Annotated in this window: 19 protein-coding genes and 2 riboswitches; of the genes, 12 read left to right on the forward strand and 7 right to left on the reverse strand. The window is 75.7% G+C overall.

The window, feature by feature from the left end; genetic code table 11:
- Window positions 1–255 precede the first annotated feature (255 nt).
- The 3 genes from ACU610_RS08960 to phaZ all read left to right on the forward strand — a co-directional run bounded on the left by ACU610_RS08960 (window position 256) and on the right by phaZ (window position 4,100).
- Window positions 256–1,047: an alpha/beta fold hydrolase gene (locus ACU610_RS08960; protein WP_446767358.1), complete on the forward strand. Its 792-nt coding sequence runs from the start codon at window positions 256–258 to the stop codon at window positions 1,045–1,047.
- A gap of 114 nt (window positions 1,048–1,161) precedes the next feature.
- Window positions 1,162–2,754, forward strand: a complete 1,593-nt coding sequence (locus tag ACU610_RS08965) for an acyl-CoA synthetase (RefSeq protein WP_446767359.1) — start codon at window positions 1,162–1,164, stop codon at window positions 2,752–2,754.
- Between the two features lie 101 nt (window positions 2,755–2,855).
- Window positions 2,856–4,100: a polyhydroxyalkanoate depolymerase gene (gene phaZ / locus ACU610_RS08970; protein ID WP_446767360.1), complete on the forward strand. Its 1,245-nt coding sequence runs from the start codon at window positions 2,856–2,858 to the stop codon at window positions 4,098–4,100.
- Window positions 4,101–4,119: 19 nt separating this feature from the next.
- On the opposite strand, the gene ACU610_RS08975 is transcribed toward phaZ, so the two are convergent.
- From ACU610_RS08975 to ACU610_RS08990, 4 genes are all read right to left on the reverse strand, one after another.
- Window positions 4,120–4,752, reverse strand: a complete 633-nt coding sequence (locus ACU610_RS08975) for a class I SAM-dependent methyltransferase (RefSeq protein ID WP_446767361.1) — start codon at window positions 4,750–4,752, stop codon at window positions 4,120–4,122.
- Window positions 4,753–4,792: 40 nt separating this feature from the next.
- Entirely contained in the window at window positions 4,793–5,662 is an 870-nt protein-coding gene (locus ACU610_RS08980) for a hypothetical protein (RefSeq protein WP_446767362.1), read from the reverse strand.
- Window positions 5,663–5,946: 284 nt separating this feature from the next.
- Window positions 5,947–6,099, reverse strand: a riboswitch (cyclic di-AMP (ydaO/yuaA leader).
- A gap of 140 nt (window positions 6,100–6,239) precedes the next feature.
- Complete coding sequence (locus ACU610_RS08985) at window positions 6,240–7,394, reverse strand: MFS transporter (protein WP_446767363.1); 1,155 nt, start codon at window positions 7,392–7,394, stop codon at window positions 6,240–6,242.
- A gap of 55 nt (window positions 7,395–7,449) precedes the next feature.
- Window positions 7,450–7,833, reverse strand: a complete 384-nt coding sequence (locus ACU610_RS08990) for an ABC transporter substrate-binding protein (RefSeq protein WP_446767364.1) — start codon at window positions 7,831–7,833, stop codon at window positions 7,450–7,452.
- A 189-nt stretch (window positions 7,834–8,022) separates the two neighbouring features.
- Here ACU610_RS08990 and ACU610_RS08995 point away from each other — a divergent pair, with 189 nt between their 5' ends.
- The 3 genes from ACU610_RS08995 (at window position 8,023) to ACU610_RS09005 (ending at window position 9,942) form a co-directional block, all read left to right on the forward strand.
- Window positions 8,023–8,397, forward strand: a complete 375-nt coding sequence (locus ACU610_RS08995) for a MarR family winged helix-turn-helix transcriptional regulator (RefSeq protein ID WP_446767365.1) — start codon at window positions 8,023–8,025, stop codon at window positions 8,395–8,397.
- Window positions 8,398–8,472: 75 nt separating this feature from the next.
- On the forward strand, window positions 8,473–9,510 hold the full coding sequence (locus ACU610_RS09000) for an alpha/beta fold hydrolase (protein WP_446767366.1): 1,038 nt from the start codon (window positions 8,473–8,475) through the stop codon (window positions 9,508–9,510).
- A 279-nt stretch (window positions 9,511–9,789) separates the two neighbouring features.
- Window positions 9,790–9,942: a hypothetical protein gene (locus tag ACU610_RS09005; protein ID WP_175479654.1), complete on the forward strand. Its 153-nt coding sequence runs from the start codon at window positions 9,790–9,792 to the stop codon at window positions 9,940–9,942.
- 165 nt (window positions 9,943–10,107) lie between these two features.
- Here ACU610_RS09005 and ACU610_RS09010 read toward each other — a convergent pair whose 3' ends face one another.
- Together ACU610_RS09010 and ACU610_RS09015 are read right to left on the reverse strand one after the other, a co-directional pair.
- Complete coding sequence (locus ACU610_RS09010) at window positions 10,108–10,965, reverse strand: LysM peptidoglycan-binding domain-containing protein (protein WP_446767367.1); 858 nt, start codon at window positions 10,963–10,965, stop codon at window positions 10,108–10,110.
- 1 nt (window position 10,966) lies between these two features.
- A riboswitch (cyclic di-AMP (ydaO/yuaA leader) is annotated at window positions 10,967–11,086 on the reverse strand.
- Between the two features lie 262 nt (window positions 11,087–11,348).
- Window positions 11,349–12,203: an alpha/beta hydrolase gene (locus tag ACU610_RS09015; RefSeq protein WP_446767368.1), complete on the reverse strand. Its 855-nt coding sequence runs from the start codon at window positions 12,201–12,203 to the stop codon at window positions 11,349–11,351.
- A gap of 87 nt (window positions 12,204–12,290) precedes the next feature.
- On the opposite strand from ACU610_RS09015, the gene ACU610_RS09020 reads away from it, so the two are divergent.
- From ACU610_RS09020 to ACU610_RS09030, 3 genes are all read left to right on the forward strand, one after another.
- Window positions 12,291–12,818 carry a DNA-directed RNA polymerase subunit alpha C-terminal domain-containing protein gene (locus ACU610_RS09020; RefSeq protein WP_446767369.1) on the forward strand — a complete coding sequence of 176 codons (528 nt, stop codon included), beginning with the start codon at window positions 12,291–12,293 and terminating at the stop codon, window positions 12,816–12,818.
- 37 nt (window positions 12,819–12,855) lie between these two features.
- On the forward strand, window positions 12,856–13,524 hold the full coding sequence (locus tag ACU610_RS09025) for a hypothetical protein (RefSeq protein ID WP_446767370.1): 669 nt from the start codon (window positions 12,856–12,858) through the stop codon (window positions 13,522–13,524).
- Between the two features lie 82 nt (window positions 13,525–13,606).
- Window positions 13,607–14,572, forward strand: a complete 966-nt coding sequence (locus ACU610_RS09030) for an NADPH:quinone oxidoreductase family protein (protein WP_446767371.1) — start codon at window positions 13,607–13,609, stop codon at window positions 14,570–14,572.
- A 174-nt stretch (window positions 14,573–14,746) separates the two neighbouring features.
- Here the strand turns inward: ACU610_RS09030 and ACU610_RS09035 are convergent, their stop codons facing one another.
- Window positions 14,747–15,991 (reverse strand): PucR family transcriptional regulator, encoded by a 1,245-nt coding sequence (locus ACU610_RS09035; RefSeq protein ID WP_446767372.1) that lies wholly within the window; start codon window positions 15,989–15,991, stop codon window positions 14,747–14,749.
- 64 nt (window positions 15,992–16,055) lie between these two features.
- Here ACU610_RS09035 and ACU610_RS09040 point away from each other — a divergent pair, with 64 nt between their 5' ends.
- The 3 genes from ACU610_RS09040 (at window position 16,056) to ACU610_RS09050 (ending at window position 19,431) form a co-directional block, all read left to right on the forward strand.
- Complete coding sequence (locus ACU610_RS09040) at window positions 16,056–17,552, forward strand: flavin-containing monooxygenase (RefSeq protein ID WP_446767373.1); 1,497 nt, start codon at window positions 16,056–16,058, stop codon at window positions 17,550–17,552.
- A 74-nt stretch (window positions 17,553–17,626) separates the two neighbouring features.
- Window positions 17,627–18,586 carry an alpha/beta fold hydrolase gene (locus ACU610_RS09045; protein WP_446767374.1) on the forward strand — a complete coding sequence of 320 codons (960 nt, stop codon included), beginning with the start codon at window positions 17,627–17,629 and terminating at the stop codon, window positions 18,584–18,586.
- Window positions 18,583–19,431 (forward strand): SDR family NAD(P)-dependent oxidoreductase, encoded by an 849-nt coding sequence (locus ACU610_RS09050; protein ID WP_446767375.1) that lies wholly within the window; start codon window positions 18,583–18,585, stop codon window positions 19,429–19,431. Before ACU610_RS09045 ends, ACU610_RS09050 begins: the two co-directional genes overlap by 4 nt.
- The last annotated feature ends 2 nt before the right edge of the window (window positions 19,432–19,433 follow it).

Raw genomic sequence — 19,433 nt, forward strand, 5'->3', positions numbered from 1 at the left:
GTCAGCGTCGTCCATGGTGGCCCACGTCACCACCTCCGCACGGGGGTACCGGTGGCCCGCGACACGCGCAACCGGCGCAGGGACGACGGACGGGAGGCGTCGCCGGTGTCCTCCGACCCGACCCGGCCGGCCGGTCGCGCCGCACGGTTCCCGGAGGTGCTGCGTATCCTCCCCCGGGTGTCCCGGGACGGCGCAGGCGCAGCGGCAACGGCCTGGCCCCCCGTGTACTCGACCGTGCGCACACGATCGGCCACGGTGCGGGTCGCGGTCGCCGGAGAGGGGCCGCCGCTGCTGCTGCTCACGGGCATCGGCGCCAACATCGAGATGTGGGAGCCCGCCGCTCGCCACCTGACCGGGCGCCGGCTGGTCATGCTCGACGTGCCCGGGACGGGCGAGTCCCCCGCGCTCCGGGTCGGGCTGCGGATGCGCGGCTACGCACAGCTGGTGACGCAGGTGCTCGACGTCCTGGGGCTCGACCGGGTCGACGTCCTGGGCTACTCGTGGGGCGGCGCGCTGGCCCAGCAGCTGGCCCACCAGGCGCCGGACCGCGTGCGGGCGCTCGTGCTGGCCGCCACCACGCCGGGCGTGGGCGGCCAGCCGCCGTCCCCCTGGGTCCTGGCGCTGATGAGCTCGCCGGCGCGCTACTACTCGCGCACCTGGCTGCGGCTGACCGCGCCGCTGCTGTTCGGCACCAGCCCCCGCGCGGCCGCCGACTCCCCCCACGGCCGGGCGCGGCTGCACCGGCCGCCCGGCCTCGTCGGCTACACGCAGCAGCTCTACGCGCTCTCCGGCTGGTCGAGCCGGTGGTGGCTGCGCCAGCTCGAGCACCCGACCCTGGTCATCGGGGCGCGGCGGGACCCCCTCGCGCCACCGCGCAACGCCGACATCCTCGCGGCCGCCCTGCCGGAGGCCCGACTGGAGATCGTCGACGGCGGCCACCTGTTCCTGTTCGAGAACCCGGGGCCGAGCTGCGCGCTGGTCGAGGACTTCCTGCGCGACCAGGACGCCAGGGCACCCGCGGAGCAGGTCGCCGGGTCCCGGCCGTAGCCCGGACGACGGCCGCCCCTCCCGGCACGGTCGGACCCCGCACTACCCTGTGACCCGGCTCACCCGCCGCTGAGCTGCACCGACCCGACCGCTCACGGTCCCGGGAGGGCACCCGTGTTCGATGACGCGCTGACCACGACGATCGCCCGCGCCCGCGGACACGCCCTCGGCGACCTGCTGCGCCGCTCGGCGGCCCGGGTGCCGGCCAGGACCGCCCTGCTCTACCACGACCGCTCGTACACCTACGCCGATCTCGACGCCACGGTCGACCGCACCGCCACCGCGCTGGCCGAACGGGGCGTGGCCCGGGGCGACCGCGTGGCACTGCTCTCGCACAACAACGACGGCTACGTGGTGGTGACCTTCGCCCTCGCCCGCCTGGGTGCCATCGCGGTGCCGGTGAACTTCATGCTCCAGCCCGCCGAGGTCGGCTACATCCTCGAGCACTCCGGGGCCACGGCCGTCGTGGTGGAGGCCGCGATGCTGCCGGTCGCGCAGGAGGCGTTGAAGCTCGCCGAGGCCGAGGAGTCGGTACGGGTCCGCGGCGTCCTGGGCAGCGAGGGCGGGGCCCTGCCCGAGGGCTGGGAGGCGTTCGAGACCTGGGCCGCGCACGAGGACGGCACCCCGCCGCAGGTGCCGGTGGGCGACGACGACGTGCTGCAGCTGATGTACACCAGCGGGACCGAGTCGCGGCCCAAGGGCACGATGATGACCAGCCGCAGCCTCATCACCCAGTACGTCAGCTGCATCGTCGACGGCCGGTACAGCGCCGGGGACGTCGCCCTGCACGCGCTGCCGCTGTTCCACGTCGCCGCCCAGCACTGCTTCCTGATGCCCAACCTGTACCTGGGCGGGACCAACGTCGTGCTCGACGGGCCCGACCCGGCCACCGTGCTGGAGACGGTCCAGCGGGAGCGGGTGACCAGCCTGTTCTGCCCGCCCACCGTCTGGATCGGCCTGCTCCGCCACCCGGACTTCGACCGCCGGGACCTCTCCTCGCTCACCCACGGCTACTACGGCGCGTCGATCATGCCGGTCGCCATCGTCGAGGAGCTCCGCAGCCGGCTGCCCGGCATGGCGCTGTTCAACTTCTACGGCCAGACCGAGATGTCCGCGGTCGCACTCGTCCTGTCCCCCGAGGACCAGCTGCGCAAGCCCGGGTCCGCGGGGACGGCCGCGGTCAACGTGGAGACCCGGGTCGTCGACGCCCTCGACGACCCCGTCCCGCCCGGCGTCGAGGGCGAGATCGTGCACCGCAGCCCGCACGCCACCGCCGGCTACTGGAACGACCCGAAGAAGACCGCGGAGGCCTTCCGCAACGGCTGGTTCCACAGCGGCGACCTGGGCGTGGTGGACGAGGACGGCTACATCACCGTCGTCGACCGCAAGCAGGACATGATCAAGACCGGCGGGGAGAACGTCGCCAGCCGCGAGGTCGAGGAGGTCATCTACCAGTACCCCGGTATCGCCGAGACCGCCGTCTTCGGCATCCCCCACCCGAGGTGGATCGAGGCCGTCGCCGCGGTCGTCGTCCCCCGGGAGGGGCAGACGGTCGACACCGAGGAGCTGATCCGGTTCTGCCGGGAGCGGCTGGCCGGCTTCAAGACCCCCCGCTACGTCGCCGTGGCCGACGCGCTGCCGAAGAACGCCAGCGGCAAGATCCTCAAGCGCGAGCTGCGCACGACCTACGCGGGCCTGGCCGGCTGACCGACCCGGCGCGTCCCGACGGGCCGTCACCGGAACCGTCGGTTAGCGTCGGTGAGGTGTGGCGCCGGCCACACGGCAGTGCCTCGGAAGGGCGGACACCCGTGCTCTACACCGCGTACGAGTGGCAGCGGCGGCTGACCGCCCCCGCACGGACGACGACGGCGCTCACCGCGCGGGCCCTGGAGGCGCTGCCCGCGCCGCTGGCCGCGCTGCCCGGGACCCGCCGGCTGCGGGCGGCCTGCCGGGTGGTCGCCGACGCGCGCCCCACGCACATCCGCCCCGACTGGGGCATCGACACGGTGGACGTCGACGGGCGGCCGGCCGAGGTGGTGGTGCAGCCGGTGCTGTCGACGCCGTTCGCCGACGTCCTGCACTTCGTCAAGCCCGACATCGCCGGCCAGCCGCAGGTGCTGGTCGTGGGGCCGATCTCCGGGCACTTCGCCACGCTGCTGCGCCCCACGGTGCGCACCCTGCTGGCCGACCACGACGTGTTCGTCGTCGACTGGCACAACGCCCGCGACGTCCCGGTGACGGCAGGCCGGTTCGGGCTCGACGAGTACGTCGACCACGTCCTGCAGGCCGTGCGGCACCTGGGCCGGGACACCCACGTCCTGGCCGTGTGCCAGCCCGCGCCGCTGGTCCTCGCCGCCGTGGCCCTGCTGGCCGCCGACGGCGACCCCGCCCAGCCGCGCAGCCTCACGCTGATCGCCGGCCCGATCGACACCCGGGTCAACCCCAACCGGGTCAACGCCGGTGCCGGTCGCGTCCCGCTGTCCCGGTACGAGCGGCTGCTGACCACGACCGTCCCGGCCCGGTACCCGGGCGCCGGACGGCGGGTCTACCCGGGCGTCGCCCAGCTCGCGGCCTTCATGGCGATGAACCCGCGGCGGCACCTCGACGCCCACCTGGGGATGTACCGGGCCATGGTCGCCGGTGACGAGGTGACCGCGGCCGCCACCCGCGCCTTCTACGACGAGTACGGCGCGGTGATGGACGTGACCGCGGAGTTCTACCTGGAGACCCTGCAGCACGTCTTCATGGAGCACGACCTGCCCCGCGGCGTCCTGACCTGGCGGGGCCGGCGCGTGGACCCCTCGCTCATCCGGGAGACCGCGCTGCTCACCGTCGAAGGCGCCCAGGACGACATGTGTTCACCCGGGCAGACCGAGGCGGCGCACGCGTTGTGCACCGGGCTCCCGCCCGAGCGGCGACGCCACCACCTGCAGCAGGGCGTGGGCCACTACGGCGTCTTCGCCGGCTCGCGCTGGGAGGCCGAGATCTACCCGGTCGTCCGCGCCTTCATCGCCGAGCACGACGCCGCGCGGACGGTCGCCCCCCTCTTCTGACGCCCGCCGTGGGGCCGGCTCAGGGTCGGGTCGCGACCAGCGCGGTCCAGCAGCCGGCGAGCCGGGTGTCCTGCGCGGTCACGGTCAGCCCCGCTGCCCGGCAGGCGGCGGCGAGGCCGTCCGGGGTGGGGCGGTCGCCGTCGGCGGGGTGGCGGGAGACGGCTCGCAGCGGGCGGCTGTCGATGAAGCGCGCGGTCATCTCGCAGGAGTAGAGGCGCCCACCGGGCCGCAGCACCCGCGCCGCCTCCCGGACGACGTCCCGCCAGGCGTCGGCGTGGTGCAGGACGTGGTAGCCGAAGACCGCGTCGTAGGCCCCGTCCTGCGCGGTCAGCGCCGTCGCGTCGCCGCGCCGGACGTCGACCCGCCCGCCGAGGTCGCGGACCGCCGCCCGGCACGCCGCGACGCTGTCGTCGAACCGCTCGACACCGTCGGCGTGTGCGGCGCCGAAGACCTCCAGCGCCAGGCGCAGCCCCGTGCCCCGCCGCCCGGTGCCCAGCTCCAGGACCCGGCCGCCCGGCACCGGCCCGCCCAGCCGCAGCAGGACCGGCGCCTCGACGCGGCGCTGGACCAGCGCACGGACGCGCGAGTCCACCCAGAGGCGGTTGGCGTCGACGAGGGTCGGCGGGACGGGACGGGACGGGCTGTTCCCCATCGTGCCGTCCTGCCCCACCGGCGCGGCGGGCAACCGCGGGTCAGCCCCGGTAGTTCACGTGCGGGTGGTCCATGTGGTTCGCCGTCGCCCCGCCACGGTCCGCCATCGCCTTCCAGGAGCCGTTCGGCGAGGAGAGCATCCGCTGCTGCCAGATGACGTAGTCGACGCCGAGCTCGTCCCAGTGCGCGATGTGGTACGCGACGATCGCGTCCCCGAGCGCCGCGTTGGAACCGACCATGTAGTCCAGCGCCAGGCCCGACGGGTGGCCGCCCGGGTCGGCGGCGCTCGGCCGGGTGCCGCCCAGGGTGATCGAGCCGGCGCCGGGCACCTCGCTGACCACCCGGTTCGCCGCGGCCTGCACCACCCCGGCGATGGGGCCGGCGGTGTTGGTGATCCGCGCGACCCTACCGGCCGCGGCGGCCGAGGCCCGCGGCGCGGCCGCCGCGGGAGCGGCCGCGCCGGCCTGCACAGGGGCGGCGGCCGCCGCCACCGCGGCCTCGGCGGCCGCCTTCGCCGCGGCCTCCGCCTCGGCCTGCGCCTTCGCGGCGGCCTCGGCCTCGGCCTTCTGCCGGTCGAGCACCGCCTGGTCGGCAGCGGCCTGGGCCTGCTGGGCGGCGGTCTCGGCGGCCTCGCGGGTGCTGCGGCTGGCGGCGAGGTCCTGCAGCGGCTGCAGCTCGGTGGTCACGTCGACGGGGCCGGACCGGGCGGTCAGCCCGAGCTCCCGGGCGACGCTCACGGTCTCCGACGGGGCGGCCTCGGCCTGCGCGGCCGGCTCGGGGCCGACGACGGCGCCGACCAGGACGGCGCCGGCGGTGGCCACCCCCAGGTACAGGGCGGGGCGGCGGACGGCGGCGGGTGGACGGCGGCGGGCGCGGCCGAGCCGGCCGGCGGTCGTGGTGCGGGTGTCCATGGGTGGGTTCTCCGGGGTGCGGGCGCAGCGGCGCGCGCGGGCGCGCGGGATCTGCGGAGGCGTGCGGACGGCGGGGACTGCGGCCGTGCGGCGAGCGCCGGGGCGGGCGCACCGGAGGGAAGCGGCGGGGTGCCGGTCGAGCGGAGGTGCTCGAGGGGTCCGGTGGGCCTGCGCCGGCGGCGTCCGCAGCGGACGGCCGGGGCGGTCAGGTGCGCGAGCGCCCCCAGGACCGGAGCCGACGGGATGGCACAGCGGGGCAGCGGCACGCCATCCGGCGGCTCTCCGTTTCTTCCGTGAGCCGCCTACCGGGTTAGCTGACGGGTTCGGGCGGGAAGCAGCCCTTCCCGCCCCCGGACGTGCGTCCAGGAGCGGGATTCACCCCAGTACTGCGGTGGGTCCCCGGCTCGCCCCGGAGGGCGACTCGGCGGCGTCCGCTCGGGCCCCCTGCGGGGACGCAACGACCGAGCCGGACCCATCGACCGTAACGGCGTCATCGAACTGTGACAATCCGCTGCCCTCGCTTTGTGAGGTGACGCGCGTCGCGCACCTGTCGGATCGACGGCGGAGGGTGTAGGGGTCACCGTCGCGCCAGCACGCACAGCGCGGCCCCCGCGAGGGCCAGCGGGACGGCGAGCAGCAGCAGTCCGACCTGCGGGCCGTCGACGTCGGCGAGCCTCCCGCCGAGGAGGGGTGCGAGCAGACCGGCACACCCCCACGCGGTGAACACCCGGCCGTAGACCGCCGGGAACGCGCGGGCCCCGACCCGGTCCGCCGTCGCCGCCGGGACCAGCGCGGAGACCGCGCCGTAGGCCAGTCCGACGACGAGCAGGCCGGTCAGGACGACGGCGGGCGCGGTCGCCACGGCCAGCCCGGCGAGCGCGACGGCGGTGGCCGCGAGCGCGGCCGCCAGGGCGGGCAGGCGTCCGACGCGGTCCGACCACCACCCGGCACCCAGCCGGCCGGCCAGGTTGCCGGCGGCCAGCAGGGAGACGGCCGCTCCCGCCGCTCCCGGCCCCAGGCCCCGGGCGGCGGCCAGCGGCGCGGCGGCGGCGAAGACCACCAGACCGGGCGCCGCGCCTCCGGCGAAGAGGACCCACAGAGCTCCCACCGTCGTCCTCGACACCGGCTCCTCGACGCGGTCGCGGCGCTGCTCGTCCCCCGCACCGCCCGGGGCGAGGGCGGCGGCGAGGCCCACCAGCCCGGCGACGAGCACGGCCAGGACGGCCAGGCAGGTCCGCCAGCCGACCGCCGGCAGGACGTGCGGGGACGACAGGCCGAGCAGCACCGGCCCGGCCGCGTAGGCGCCGACCACCAGGCCGCTGGCCGTGCCCCGGCGCGGAGCGGGGACCCGGGCGGCGAGGGCGACCGCGACGCCGTAGGCCAGCCCGTTGGCCGCGCCGAACAGCAGCCCGATCCCCAGCCACGGCGTCCCGGGCTGCTCCCCCGCGGCGGTCAGGCCGAGCCCCGCCCCGGCGGCGAGGGAGGCTGCGGCCAGCAGCCGGCGCGGCCCCACCCGCGCCAGCAGGCGGCCCACCCCGAGCAGGACCACGGTGAACACGGCGAGGGCCAGCGCGAACACCGCCGGGCCACTGCCTCGTGGCGCCCCGACGTCGGCCACCACCAGGGGCGCCACGAGGCTCCAGGCGAAGAGCGTCCCGACCGCGAGGTCGGCCAGCGCACCGGCGGTGACCAGACGGACGGTCCCCGGCCGTCCGGCGGGTGTCCGGGTCATGGCCCCGGGGCGCGGGCGGACCGGCGTCCGCCCGCGCCCGGTCGCAGCGCCCCGGTCAGGAGGTGACGCAGACGGGCGTCTCCCCGGAACAGAAGACGCCCGGCCGGGACTCCCCGCCCTCGTACAGGGAGGTGTAGACGTAGGGGATCCTCCCCGCGGTCACGGGCGCCACGGCGTGCCGGACCGCCGAGATGTGCCAGCCGGTCGCGTCGATCCGCCCCGCGTCGATCAGCCGGCCGACGGCGGCTCCCACCTGCTCCGGCGGTGCGCCGCCGTCGATGACCTCGACGACCAGCTGCCGGCCGAGGACGCCGGCGTCGTTGATGTTCCGCGCCGTCGTCGCCGCGACCGCCTCGCAGGAGGGGCCGAAGAGGCCCGCGGGACCCTGCAGGGGCACCACCAGCCCGACCCGCGCGACCTCGGTGGATCGACGACCCATCGATCCCCCCAGGCGTGAAGTGCGTGGTCGTGCGAGCGGGACGCCCGGGACCTCTGCGAGAATCGGCCCGAGTCGGGCACCACTATGCTGACCCGCCCCGGCCATGGGAAGGGTCCAGGGCGAGGGAGAGGCGAGCATGCGGCAGGAGACGTCGGGGGGTCACTGCCCCACGTCGACCTGCTACGACAGGTGACCTCCGGCCTGACCTCCCGCGTCGAGGAGATCCTCGTCGGGAGCGACCTCACCCTGGACCAGTGGCGGATGCTGCACACCCTGACCGAGGGCGGCCCGCTGTCCATGAGCGACCTGAGCGGCCGCACCCGCATCTCCGGGCCCACCGTGACCCGGATCGTGGACCGGCTGGTGGAGCGCTCGCTGCTCTACCGCAACGTCGACGCGACCGACCGTCGCCGCGTCGTCGTGCACGCCGCCGAACGCGGCCGGGCGTTGTGCCGGTCGTTGGCCCCGCGGATCGCCGAGGCCGAGCGCGACGGCCTCGCCGCACTGTCCTCGGCCGAGGCGCGCACCCTGCGCCGGCTGCTGGAGCGGCTGGCGACCCTCTGACCCGGGCGTTCGGGGTTGCGCTGCGCACAGCCCGGCGAGCAGGCTGGCCGGCCTCCCACCTGAGAGGAACCCGCCGTGCCGGCTCCGACGGACCACGAGCTGTTCGACCTCGGCGACCTGCCGCTGCAGAGTGGTGGGACGCTGCGGGGCGCGCAGCTGGCCTACAAGACGTACGGGACCCTGAACGCCGACCGGTCCAACGTGATCGTGCACCCCACCTGGTTCAGCGCCTGGCACGACGCCAACGAGTGGTCGATCGGCCCGGGGCTGGCATGCGACCCGGAGCGGTACTTCATCGTCGTCCCGAACCAGCTCAACAACGGCCTGTCGACCTCCCCGAGCACCACCCCGCCCCCGTTCGACGGCCCCCACTTCCCCCGGGTCACCTTCCACGACCAGGTCGAGGCCCAGCACCGCCTGCTCACGCAGCAGTGGGGGATCGAGTCGATCGAGCTGGTGCTGGGCTCCTCCATGGGCGCCGGTCAGACCTACCAGTGGGCGGTCAGCCACCCCGAGATGGTGAGGCGGGCCGCGCCGATCGTCGGCTCCAGCCGCACGAGCGAGCACAACCAGGTCTTCCTGAAGAGCCTGCGCGCCACGCTGACGCTCGACCCGGCCTTCCGGGGCGGCGAGTACTCCCCCGACGCCCGCCCCACCGCCGGCATGCGGGCCTTCGCCCGGATCTACGCGGGGTGGGGCCTGTCCCAGGCGTTCTACTGGCAGCGCGAGTACCGGACCATGGGCTACTCCTCGCTCGAGGACTTCCTGGTCGGGTTCTGGGAGGGCTTCTGGCTGGACGAGGACCGGGACCCCAACAACCTGCTGGCGATGCTCTGGACGTGGGAGAACGGGGACGTCGGCCGGACCCCGGGCTTCGACGGGGACACCGAGGCGGCGCTGCGCTCGATCCGCTGCCCCGTCGTGGCGATGCCTGCCCGGACCGACCTCTACTTCCCGCCCGAGGACGAGCAGTGGGCCTCGCAGTTCATCGAGCAGGGCGAGGTCCGGGTCATCGACACGATCTGGGGGCACTTCGCCGGCCTCGGGATGAACGCCGCCGACAACGCCTTCGTCGACCGGACGCTCGCGGAACTGCTCGACCGTCCCGCCTGACCCGCGCGGCGCCGGTCGTCCCGGGCGGGACGACCGGCGCGACACGGAAACTGGCGGGCGGGGCTCGCCCGGGTGCGTCCCCAGGGCCCCGCCCGCGGTCAGCATGCGGGTGACGGATCCGTTCCGCAACAGATGTCCAAGACGTCTACCCCCTCTCGGGGCCGATCGGCCCCCGCGGACGGCCGGGGAAGGCGGGAGGGGTGCCGACCTGCTCGTCGCCGAGTGGTACCCGGCCCCGGCGGACGGTTCCCGGACGCCTGGCGGGGCACCTGTGTCCCCATGAGCGAGATGGACCCGCGGGACCCGAGCACCCTGTACTCGGAGGGTCCGGTCGCGCCCGAGCCGCCCGAGGACGACCTGCCCGACACCTCGCCCCTGCGCGACTCCGGCGGCACGGGGCCGGGCCCGGACGACCTCGACGAGCTGCTGTGAGAGAGGACCCCGTCCGCACCCTGGAAGGACCCCCTTGCCCCCCGCCGCTCGCAGGCTCGCGGCGGGACCCTGCAGGGGGGCCGTCAGCGCTCGGGTGGGACCCGGGACGGGGCCGCGGCGGGACCCTGCAGGGGCCGGCGGTGCCCTGGACCGGGCCGAGGTGCGTCAGCCGACGTAGTTGACGTGCACGTGGTCCCGGTGGTTCGCCGTCGCGCTGCCGCGGTCGGCCATGGCCTTCCACGCGCCGCCGGGCGAGGTCAGGATCCGCTGCTGCCAGATGACGTACTCGACGCCGAGCTCGTCCCAGTGGGCGATGTGGTACGCGGCGATGGCGTCCCCGAGGGTGGCGTCGGACATGACCATGTAGTCCAGCGCCAGGCCGGACGGGTGGCCGTTCGGGTCGGTGGCGCTGGCGCGGGTGCCGCCCAGGGTGATGGAGCCGGCGCCGGGCACCTCGCTGGTCACCCGGTTCGCCGCGGCCTGGACCTGCGCGGCGACGGGGCCGGCGCTGTTGCTGATGCGCGCGGTGGCCGACGGGGCGGCGACCGGGGCCGCCGCGGCGAGCGGAGCGGCCGCGGCGGCGGGCGCGGCGTTCCCGACCGAGCCGACGGCCGCCGCCGGGGCGGCCGGAGCCGGGGCGACCGGAGCCGGCGCGACCGGCACGGAGCCGGCCGTGAGCAGCACCTGGCCGGGGAGGATCAGGGCGGGATCCGCGCCGATGACGGAGGCGTTGCGCTGGTAGAGGTCACGCCACGTCTGACCGTGGGCGGCGGCGATCTCGGCCAGGGTGTCCCCGCGGACGACGGTGTAGTCGGCCTCCGGGGCGACGGTGCCGGCCTCGGCGACCGGCGTCACGGCGGGGACCTCGACGGCGTGGGCGGGGAGGGCGCCCGTCGTCCCGGCGAGGGCCTGGGACGGGGCGCCCAGGACGCCGAACCCGACGACCGTGGCGCCGGCGGCGACGGGCGCCTTGGCGATGACCTTCTTGGTGCGGACATAGCGGGGTGCGCGGTGCTTGGCCATGGTGATCTCCGATCACCGCCGGCGAGGTGAGCTGTCGGGTTCGGGCGATCGGTGCCCGGCCGCGATCCGCGGCTTCACCCCGAGGCGGTGCTCCGCTCGAGTCGTGCGGCTCGAGTCGTGGCACGCCGTGGTCGTGGGTCCCCCACCCCTGCCCTGGGATCTGGATGGCGTCCGGTGGGCAGGGTTTGGCGGACCGGTGCCGCGCTCTCTCCTTTGCTGAGCGCACACGAAACGCTACGTGCAGTCATGTGCATTGTCGTCGTGACGCCGGTCACGATCCGGCTCGTGACCGGCGCGCCGCAGGTCGACACGGCGTGTCGCGTCGGTGTACGCGGGGTCACTCCCGGCGCCCGCCGCACGCCCTCACGGCCGCGGGCGGGCGGTCAGGAGGACGGACGGTGGGCGTCGAGCCAGGCCACCACGTCGGTCAGGACGTCGTCCTTCTCGGGCTCGTTGTGCGGCTCGTGGAAGAGCCCGCCGTAGGTCCGGACCGTGAGGTCGGGCGAGCCGGCGTGCGCCCGGACGACCTCGCTGGCGGCCGGCGGCACGAGCCGGTCGGCGGTGCCGTGCAGCACGAGCAGCGGCATCGTGAGCGAGGGCAGCCGCCGCGGCATGGCGAGCGCGGCGGTCATCAGCTCGGCCCCGGTGCGGGCGACCATCCGGCCGTTGTGGTTGAGCGGGTCGGTCCGGTAGTCGCGGACCACCTCCGGGTCCCGGCTGACCGCCGTCGCGTCGAGCTGCAGGACGCCGAGGTCGGGCAGGAACCGGGACAGCAGCGGGGCCAGGGTCCGCTGGACGGCGTTCGCGGTGCTGGTGTCCAGCGCCGGCGCCGAGATCACGGCGCCGGTGACCCGGGCGTCCGGCGTCCCGGTCAGGTACTGCAGTGCGATCAGCCCACCCAGGCTGTGCCCGTAGACGAACACCGGGACGCCGGGGTGCTGCCCGCCGGCGAACCGCACCAGCTCCGCCACGCCGTCGACGGCGGCGGCCATGCTGCCGATGTTGCCGCGGCGGCCCGGCGACCGGCCGTGGCCGGGGTGGTCGACGGCGTGGGAGGTGTAACCGGCGGCGGCCAGCCGCGCTGCGACGTACCGGTACCGGCCGCCGTGCTCGTGCGCGCCGTGCACCAGGACGACGGCGCCGACCGGGTCCTCGACGGTCCAGGACTGCCGGTACAGCCCCGAGGCCAGCGCGCCCTCGGCGTGCGTCGGGGTCGGGCCGGGACGGGCAGCGGCCATCGGGCGCCTCCTGTGCGTACGGACTGTGCGCATCCTGCAGGAGACCTGGACCGGTGCGGCCGGGCGGCCGGTCCTAGGTTGGACCCCATGCCGACCACGTCGCCGGGGACAAGGCCCGGGGAGACCGTCAGCGACCTCGGCCTGCCCGCGCGGGCGGTCACCGCACTGACCCGGGCCGGGATCACCACGACCGCGCAGCTGGCCGGCCTCTCCCGGGCCGACCTCCGGGCGGTCAACGGGCTCGGGCCGGGCAGCATCGCCGCCATCCGCCGCGTCGTCCCGGAACCGCCCGGCCGCATCCCGGCGGGCGAGCGCGGGGAGCCGCTCCCCACCCCCGAGACACACCCGGACGACGAGGAGTCGCCGGCCGCGCCGGCGATCCCGTCCTTCGAGTCGCTGCGCAGCACGCGCCGCCGCACGACGGTGGACCTGATCGCGCCCGCGACGCCACCCCCGCCCGACCCTCCGCCGACGGCGCCCCGGCCGCCGGACTACGCCGACCTGTGGCGCCTCGGCGTCCGGGTGGGACAGACGGCCGTGACGCTGCCGGTGCGGCTGACGCTGTGCGCCGTCCGGGCGCCGGTCCGCCGACTGCGGCAGCTGGTCGGCCGCTAGGTTCCGCGGCGCGCCCGCCGGCCCCACCATGGGCGCCATGACCCGCACCGACCTGGCGCCGGTGGTCGGCCGGTGGCGCACCGAGGGCCACGTCCTCGGCGACGACCCGGTGCCCGTCACCGGCAGCGACGTCTACGAGCCCGGTCCCGGCGGCCACGTCCTCGTGCACTCCGTCGACGTCCTCGTGGGGGGGACGCCGGTGCGGGCGCTCGAGATCATCGGCGAGCGGGAGGGCGACGCGACGCTGGCCCGCTCCTACGACGACACCGGCGACGTCACGCTGATGCGGCTCCGCATCGACGACGACGGGGTCTGGCACTTCACCGGCGGCGGGGAGGTCGCCCGCGCCGCGCAGTCCGACCCGGACGTCCCCACGGCCGCCGTCCGGTCGACCCTGCGCATCGCCCCCGACGGCCGGAGCATGACCGCGCTGTGGGAGCGCGCCGAGGACGGCGTCACCTGGCAGCCCTGGATGGACGTGCGGTTCACCCGCGAGGACGAGGCGTCGAGCGGGTACCCCACGGTCATGGATCCCGAGAGCACCCCATCGAACGACCTCGACGGGCCGCAGCGGACCGCTCCCCCGCTGCCCGACGACCCGCGCGTCCCCCGTCCCGAGGACGCCGAGCCGACCCGCAGCAAGGAGCTCGGCGGCGCCGCCCCCGCCGTCGGCCCGGAGTCGGCGGAGCAGCCGGAGACCGACTGAGCTCCGCCACCCGCGGTGCGACGCCGGTCACGCGCTCTGACAAGCTCGCGCGGTCTGAGATCCCCACCGTGCAGGAGGACCCGTGCGCGCCGCCCAGATCGCCACCCTCGACGGCCCCTCGGCCATCTCGGTCGTCGACGCCCCCGAGCCCGACGCGGCCGGCAAGGCGCTGATCGACGTGCACGTCGCCGGCGTGACCTTCCCCGAGGTGCTGCTCAGTCGCGGGGAGTACCAACTCAAGCCGCCGCTGCCGTTCGTCCCCGGCAGCGAGGTCGCCGGAACGGTGCGCAGCGCCCCCGAGGGCAGCGGCCTGCAGCCGGGGCAGCGGGTGGCGGCCTTCCCCGGCTTCGGCGGGTTCGCCGAGGTCGCGGCGGTCGACCCGGGCTTCGTCTTCCCCCTGCCCGACGGCGTCTCCTTCGAGCAGGGCGCGGCGCTGCCGATGAACTACCTGACCATGCACTTCGCCCTCACGCGGCGCGGCCGGCTGGAGGCCGGCGAGACGGTGCTGGTGCACGGCGCCGCCGGCGGGCTGGGGACGGCGGGCATCCAGCTGGCCAAGGCGTACGGCGCGCGCGTGCTCGCGGTGGTCTCCAGCGAGGCCAAGGGCGAGACCGCGCGGACCGCCGGCGCCGACGAGGTCGTGCTCGCCGACGGGTTCCGCGAGCGGGTCAGGGAGCTCACCGACGGCCGCGGCGTCGACGTCGTGGCCGACCCGGTGGGCGGGGACCGCTTCACCGACTCCCTGCGCAGCCTGGCCCGCGAGGGGCGGCTGCTCGTGCTCGGCTTCACCGGCGGGGAGATCCCCACGGTCAAGGTCAACCGGCTGCTGCTGAACAACGTCTCGGTCGTCGGCGTCGGCTGGGGCGCGTTCTGGATGGGCGACCCGGGCTACGTGCAGGAGCAGTGGCGCGACCTGCAGCCGCTGCTCGAGCGCGGCGCCCTCGACCCGGTCCTCGGCTCGGTGCACGACCTCGCCGACGCCGCCGCGGCGGTCACCGAGCTCGACGAGCGCCGGGCCACCGGCAAGGTGCTGCTGCGGGTCCGCTGAGGAAGGACCACCCTTCCCCCCGGCGCCTCGCAGGCCCGGCTCGGGCCCCGGCACGACGCCACCGGTCCCCCTTGCCCCCGTCACTCGCAGGCTCGCGGCGGGACCCTGCACGTGGGCCGTCAGAGCTCAGGGCGGTGCCCTGGACGGGGCCGGCGGGGGGCGGCGGGTCCTCTGTCAGGTCGCCGTCCCCCGCCAGCGCAGCACCTCCAGCGCCGCGGCGACGCTGACGACGTTCTCCGCGAGCGGGCGCGGCAGCAGCTCGTCGGCGCGGGCCAGCCGGCGCAGCACCGTGTTGCGGTGCGTGTAGAGCCGCTCGGCGGTGCGCGTGGTGCTGCCCAGCTCGCGGACGTAGGTCCGCACCGCCTGCTGGGTGTCGGCGTCGGCGTGCAGCAGGTCGCCCAGGGTGTCGGCGAGGAACTCGTCGGCCTGCGTCGGCTCGGCGGTGAGCAGCGCGACCAGCTGCACGTCCTCGTAGCGGGCCACCTGCTGCGGGCTGGTCAGCCGGGCGACCATGCGCTGGGTGGTGGCGGCGTCGAGGTGGCTGCGACGGAAGCCGTCGACGTCCCGGCCGGGGCGGCCCACGGCCACCCGGACGTCGGGGTGCGCGGTCAGCTCGTCGGCGAGCTGCCCCGCGTGCGGCGCGGTCGCCACCGGCAGCCAGACCCACAGCGCGGCGGCGCTGGCGACGACGGTCAGCCGGTGCGCGGCGCCGCCGGCCCGGACGACGGCCTCGGCCGCGGCCTCGAGGTGCTCGGACGCGGTGCCCGACCCGCTCCACACGATGACGGCGGTGTGCGGGCCGGCCAGGCCGTAGCCGAGCTGGGCCTCGGCGCGGCTCCGGGTGATGGGGGCGCCCTCCAGGAGCAGGCTGACCGCGGCCCGGCGCTCGGCGTGCGCGCCGCGGGTGAGCTCGTCGCGCTCGGCGCGCATCCGCTCGGAGGTGGCGGCGACGGTGTCGTCGATGAAGGTGGCGATGGACAGGGCGGAGACGTCGAGCAGCTCGCGCAGCTCGGCGGGGTCGGAGGTCAGCTCGAAGCAGATCTCCATCCACCGTCGCCAGGCCACCCCCTGGGCGGCGCGGTAGGCGTCCAGGGCCGACTCGTCCAGACCCCGGCGCACCAGGTCTCGCGCCGTCTCCAGCGACTCCGGACCGGTGTTGGGCGGCACCCGGCGTCCCGGGTGCTGCACGTTGGCCGCCGCCCAGTGCAGCAGGTTGGCCAGGCTGACCCGCCGGGTCGCCGCGGCGAGCACCGGGTCCTCGGCGACCGGCCGCATCCGGGGCCCGCCCAGGGAGGCGGCGTGCAGCTCCTCGACCCACGCGTCCTTCGGGTCGAGTGCGACCTCCGCACCCCTCCGGAAGAGCTCCCGCACCCGCGGGGAGACGTCGGGCCAGCGCGGACCTGCAGCACCGTGCACCACGCGGGGAGCATCCCGGTGCAACGTGTGCTGGCACAAGTGGCACCCACCACGCAGAGTCGGAGGGGTGACCACCACGCAGACGCCGGTCGAGCACCTCGACGTCCTCGTCGTCGGCTCCGGGATCTCCGGCATCGGGGCCGGGCGGTACCTGAAGACCGAGCTGCCGGCGAAGAGGTTCGCGATCCTGGAGGCACGTGCGGCCTCCGGCGGCACGTGGGACCTGTTCCGCTACCCCGGCATCCGGTCGGACTCCGACCTGCACACCTTCGGCTACGAGTTCAAGCCGTGGCGGGACGAGCAGGCGATCGCCGACGCGCCGCGGATCCTCGCCTACCTCCGCGAGACGATCACCGAGAACGGCCTGGACGCCCACATCCGGTACCACCACCGGGTGCTGGCGGCCTCGTGGTCGACCGCCGACGCGCGCTGGACCGTGGACGTCGAGCGCACCGACACCGGCGAGCGGCTGCAGCTGTCCGCGGGCTGGCTGTTCTGCGCCGGCGGCTACTACCGCTACGACGAGGGCTTCACCCCGGTCTTCCCGGGCCGGGAGCGGTTCGGCGGGCCGATCGTCCACCCGCAGCACTGGCCCGAGGACCTCGACTACGCCGGCAAGCGGGTGCTGGTGATCGGCAGCGGCGCCACCGCGGTCACCCTGGTCCCGGCGATGGCCGAGACCGCCGGGCACGTGACGATGCTGCAGCGCACGCCGTCCTACGTGATGCCCGTCCCGCGCACCGACGTCCTCGCCGACCGGCTGCGCGCGCTGCTCGGCGAGGAGCGCGCGTTCGCGCTGACCCGGCGCAAGAACATCGCCCGCGGCATCGGGATCTGGAAGTTCTGCCAGAGGTACCCGAAGGCGGCGCGCCGGCTGATCCGCTGGGTCAACACCAAGCACCTGCCCGAGGGCTATCCGGTCGACGAGCACTTCAACCCGCCGTACGACCCGTGGGACCAGCGGTTGTGCGCCGTCCCCGACGGCGACCTGTTCCGCGCCATCCGCAACGGGACGGCGGACGTCGTGACCGACCGGATCGAGACCTTCACCGAGAAGGGCGTGCTGCTGGCCTCCGGCCGGCAGCTCGAGGCCGACGTGATCATCACGGCGACCGGGCTCAACGTGCAGGCCGTCGGCGGCATCTCGCTGACCGTCGACGGCGAGCCGGTGCACCTCCCCGACACGGTCGCCTACAAGGGGATGATGCTCTCCGGCGTCCCCAACTTCGTCCTCGCGATCGGCTACACGAACTCCTCCTGGACGCTGAAGATCGGCCTGCTCTGCGAGCACTTCTGCCGGCTGCTGGCGCACATGGACGCGCACGGGTACGACGTCGCGCGGCCCGAGCCCAGCGACCCGGACATGCCGACCCGGCCCTTCCTCGACTTCGCCGCCGGCTACATCCAGCGCGCGGTCGACCAGCTGCCCCGCCAGGGCGACCGGATGCCGTGGCTGACGTCGATGAGCTACAGCGCCGACGTGAAGCTGCTGCGCGCCGACAGCGTCACCGACCCCGAGCTGCACCTGTCCCGCTCCGCCGACCGCGCGGCGGTGACCGCGTGACCGAGCTCGCGAGGTCACGCGGAGAGCACAGCACTGCCGGGCACGGAGCCGACGAGCGCCAGCGAGGAGGCGCCGTGACCGCCACGGCGCAGGACACCGACCGCTTCGTCGACCTCCCGGCCGGCCCGCGGATCTGCTACCGCGTCGACGGCCCGGACGACGGGACGCCGTTGCTGCTCGTCGCGGGCCTGGGCCTGGACCTGACCTCGTGGCCGCAGCGGATGGTCGACGGCTTCGTCAAGCGGGGCTTCCGCGTCGTCCGGCTCGACAACCGCGACGCCGGCCGGTCCTCGCGGATCGACGCCCCGCCACCCGGCCGCCTGCGCCAGCTGCTGGCCCGGCCCCGGCCGGACGCCTACGACCTCGCCGACATGGCCGCCGACACCGTGGGCCTGCTCGACGCCCTGGGCATCGAGCAGGTGCACCTGGTCGGGATGTCGATGGGCGGGATGATCGCCCAGATCGTCGCGGCGCGGCACCCGGCTCGGGTGCTCAGCCTGACGTCGGTCTTCTCGACCACCGGGCACCGGCGGGTGGGCCAGCCGGCCCGCTCGACGCTGCTGCGGATGGCCAGGAACCCGGCGCGCACGGTCGAGGAGTCCGTGGAACGGCACCTGGGGATGCTGGCGCACATCGGGTCGACGACCTTCCCCCCGGACGAGGAGCTCGAGCGCGCCTGGGCGACCGCGGTGTGGGCCCGGGCCGGCGGCGCGCGCGCCGGCGCGCCGGTGGCCCGGCAGATCGGCGCCATCCAGGCCTCCGGCGACCGGACGGCGGAGCTGGCCCGGATCACCGCGCCGACCCTGGTGGTCCACGGCGACCGCGACCCGATGGTGCACCCGACCGGCGGGCGGGCCACCGCCGACGCCATCCCCGGCGCGCGGCACGTCGAGATCGCCGGCATGGGGCACCACCTGGCCCCCGGCGTCGTCGACCGCCTCGTCGAGCTGACCGCCGACCTGGCCCGATCGGCGCCCCCCGGCCCGACCCCGACCGGCCTCGCCCACTCGACCCCCCCAGGAGACCCTCGATGAGCAGCGTGCGCGGCAAGGTCGCCGTCGTCACCGGCGGCGGCTCCGGCATCGGTCGGCAGCTGGCCCTCGAGCTGGCCCGGCGCGGCGCGCGCCTGGCGCTGTCCGACGTCGACGAGCCGGGCGTGGGCGAGACGGCCGACCGGGCCGAGGCGCTGGGTGCCGAGGTGCACACCGCCCGGCTCGACGTCAGCGACCGGGCGGCCGTCGAGGCGTACGCGGCCGCGGTGGCGGAGCACTTCGGCGTCGTCCACCAGGTCTACAACAACGCCGGTGTCGCCGGCGGGAGCACCGTGCTGGAGAACAGCTGGGCCGACTACGACCGGGTCCTGTCGATCAACCTGTTCGGCGTCATCCACGGCACCAAGGCGTTCCTGCCGCACCTCATCGCCTCCGGCGACGGGCACGTCGTCAACGTCTCCAGCCTCAACGGGATCATGGGGCAGGGCCGCATGACGGCGTACTGCGCCAGCAAGTTCGGCGTCCGCGGCTTCACCGAGAGCCTCCGCGCGGAGCTGCTGGCCGCCCGACACCCGGTGCAGGTCAGCGTCGTCCACCCCGGTGGCGTGCGGACCAACATCGCCACGGCGGCGTTCGAGCACGCGCGGGCGCAGGGCCAGGTGGTGACCGCCGCCGAGGAGGCCCGTCACCGGGCCTACAACGAGAAGCTGCTGAGGATGCCGCCCGAGCAGGCCGCGCGGATCGTCGTGGACGGGGTGGAGGCCGGCCGGCCGCGCATCCTGGTCGGCAACGACGCCAGGGTCGTCGACCTGCTGGTCCGGCTGGCGCCGCGGCTCTACCCCGTGCTGGTCGCCCGCGCGGAGCGCCGCTTCACCGGCGGCGCCTGACC

The sequence above is a fragment of the Geodermatophilus sp. URMC 61 genome, from assembly GCF_052931555.1.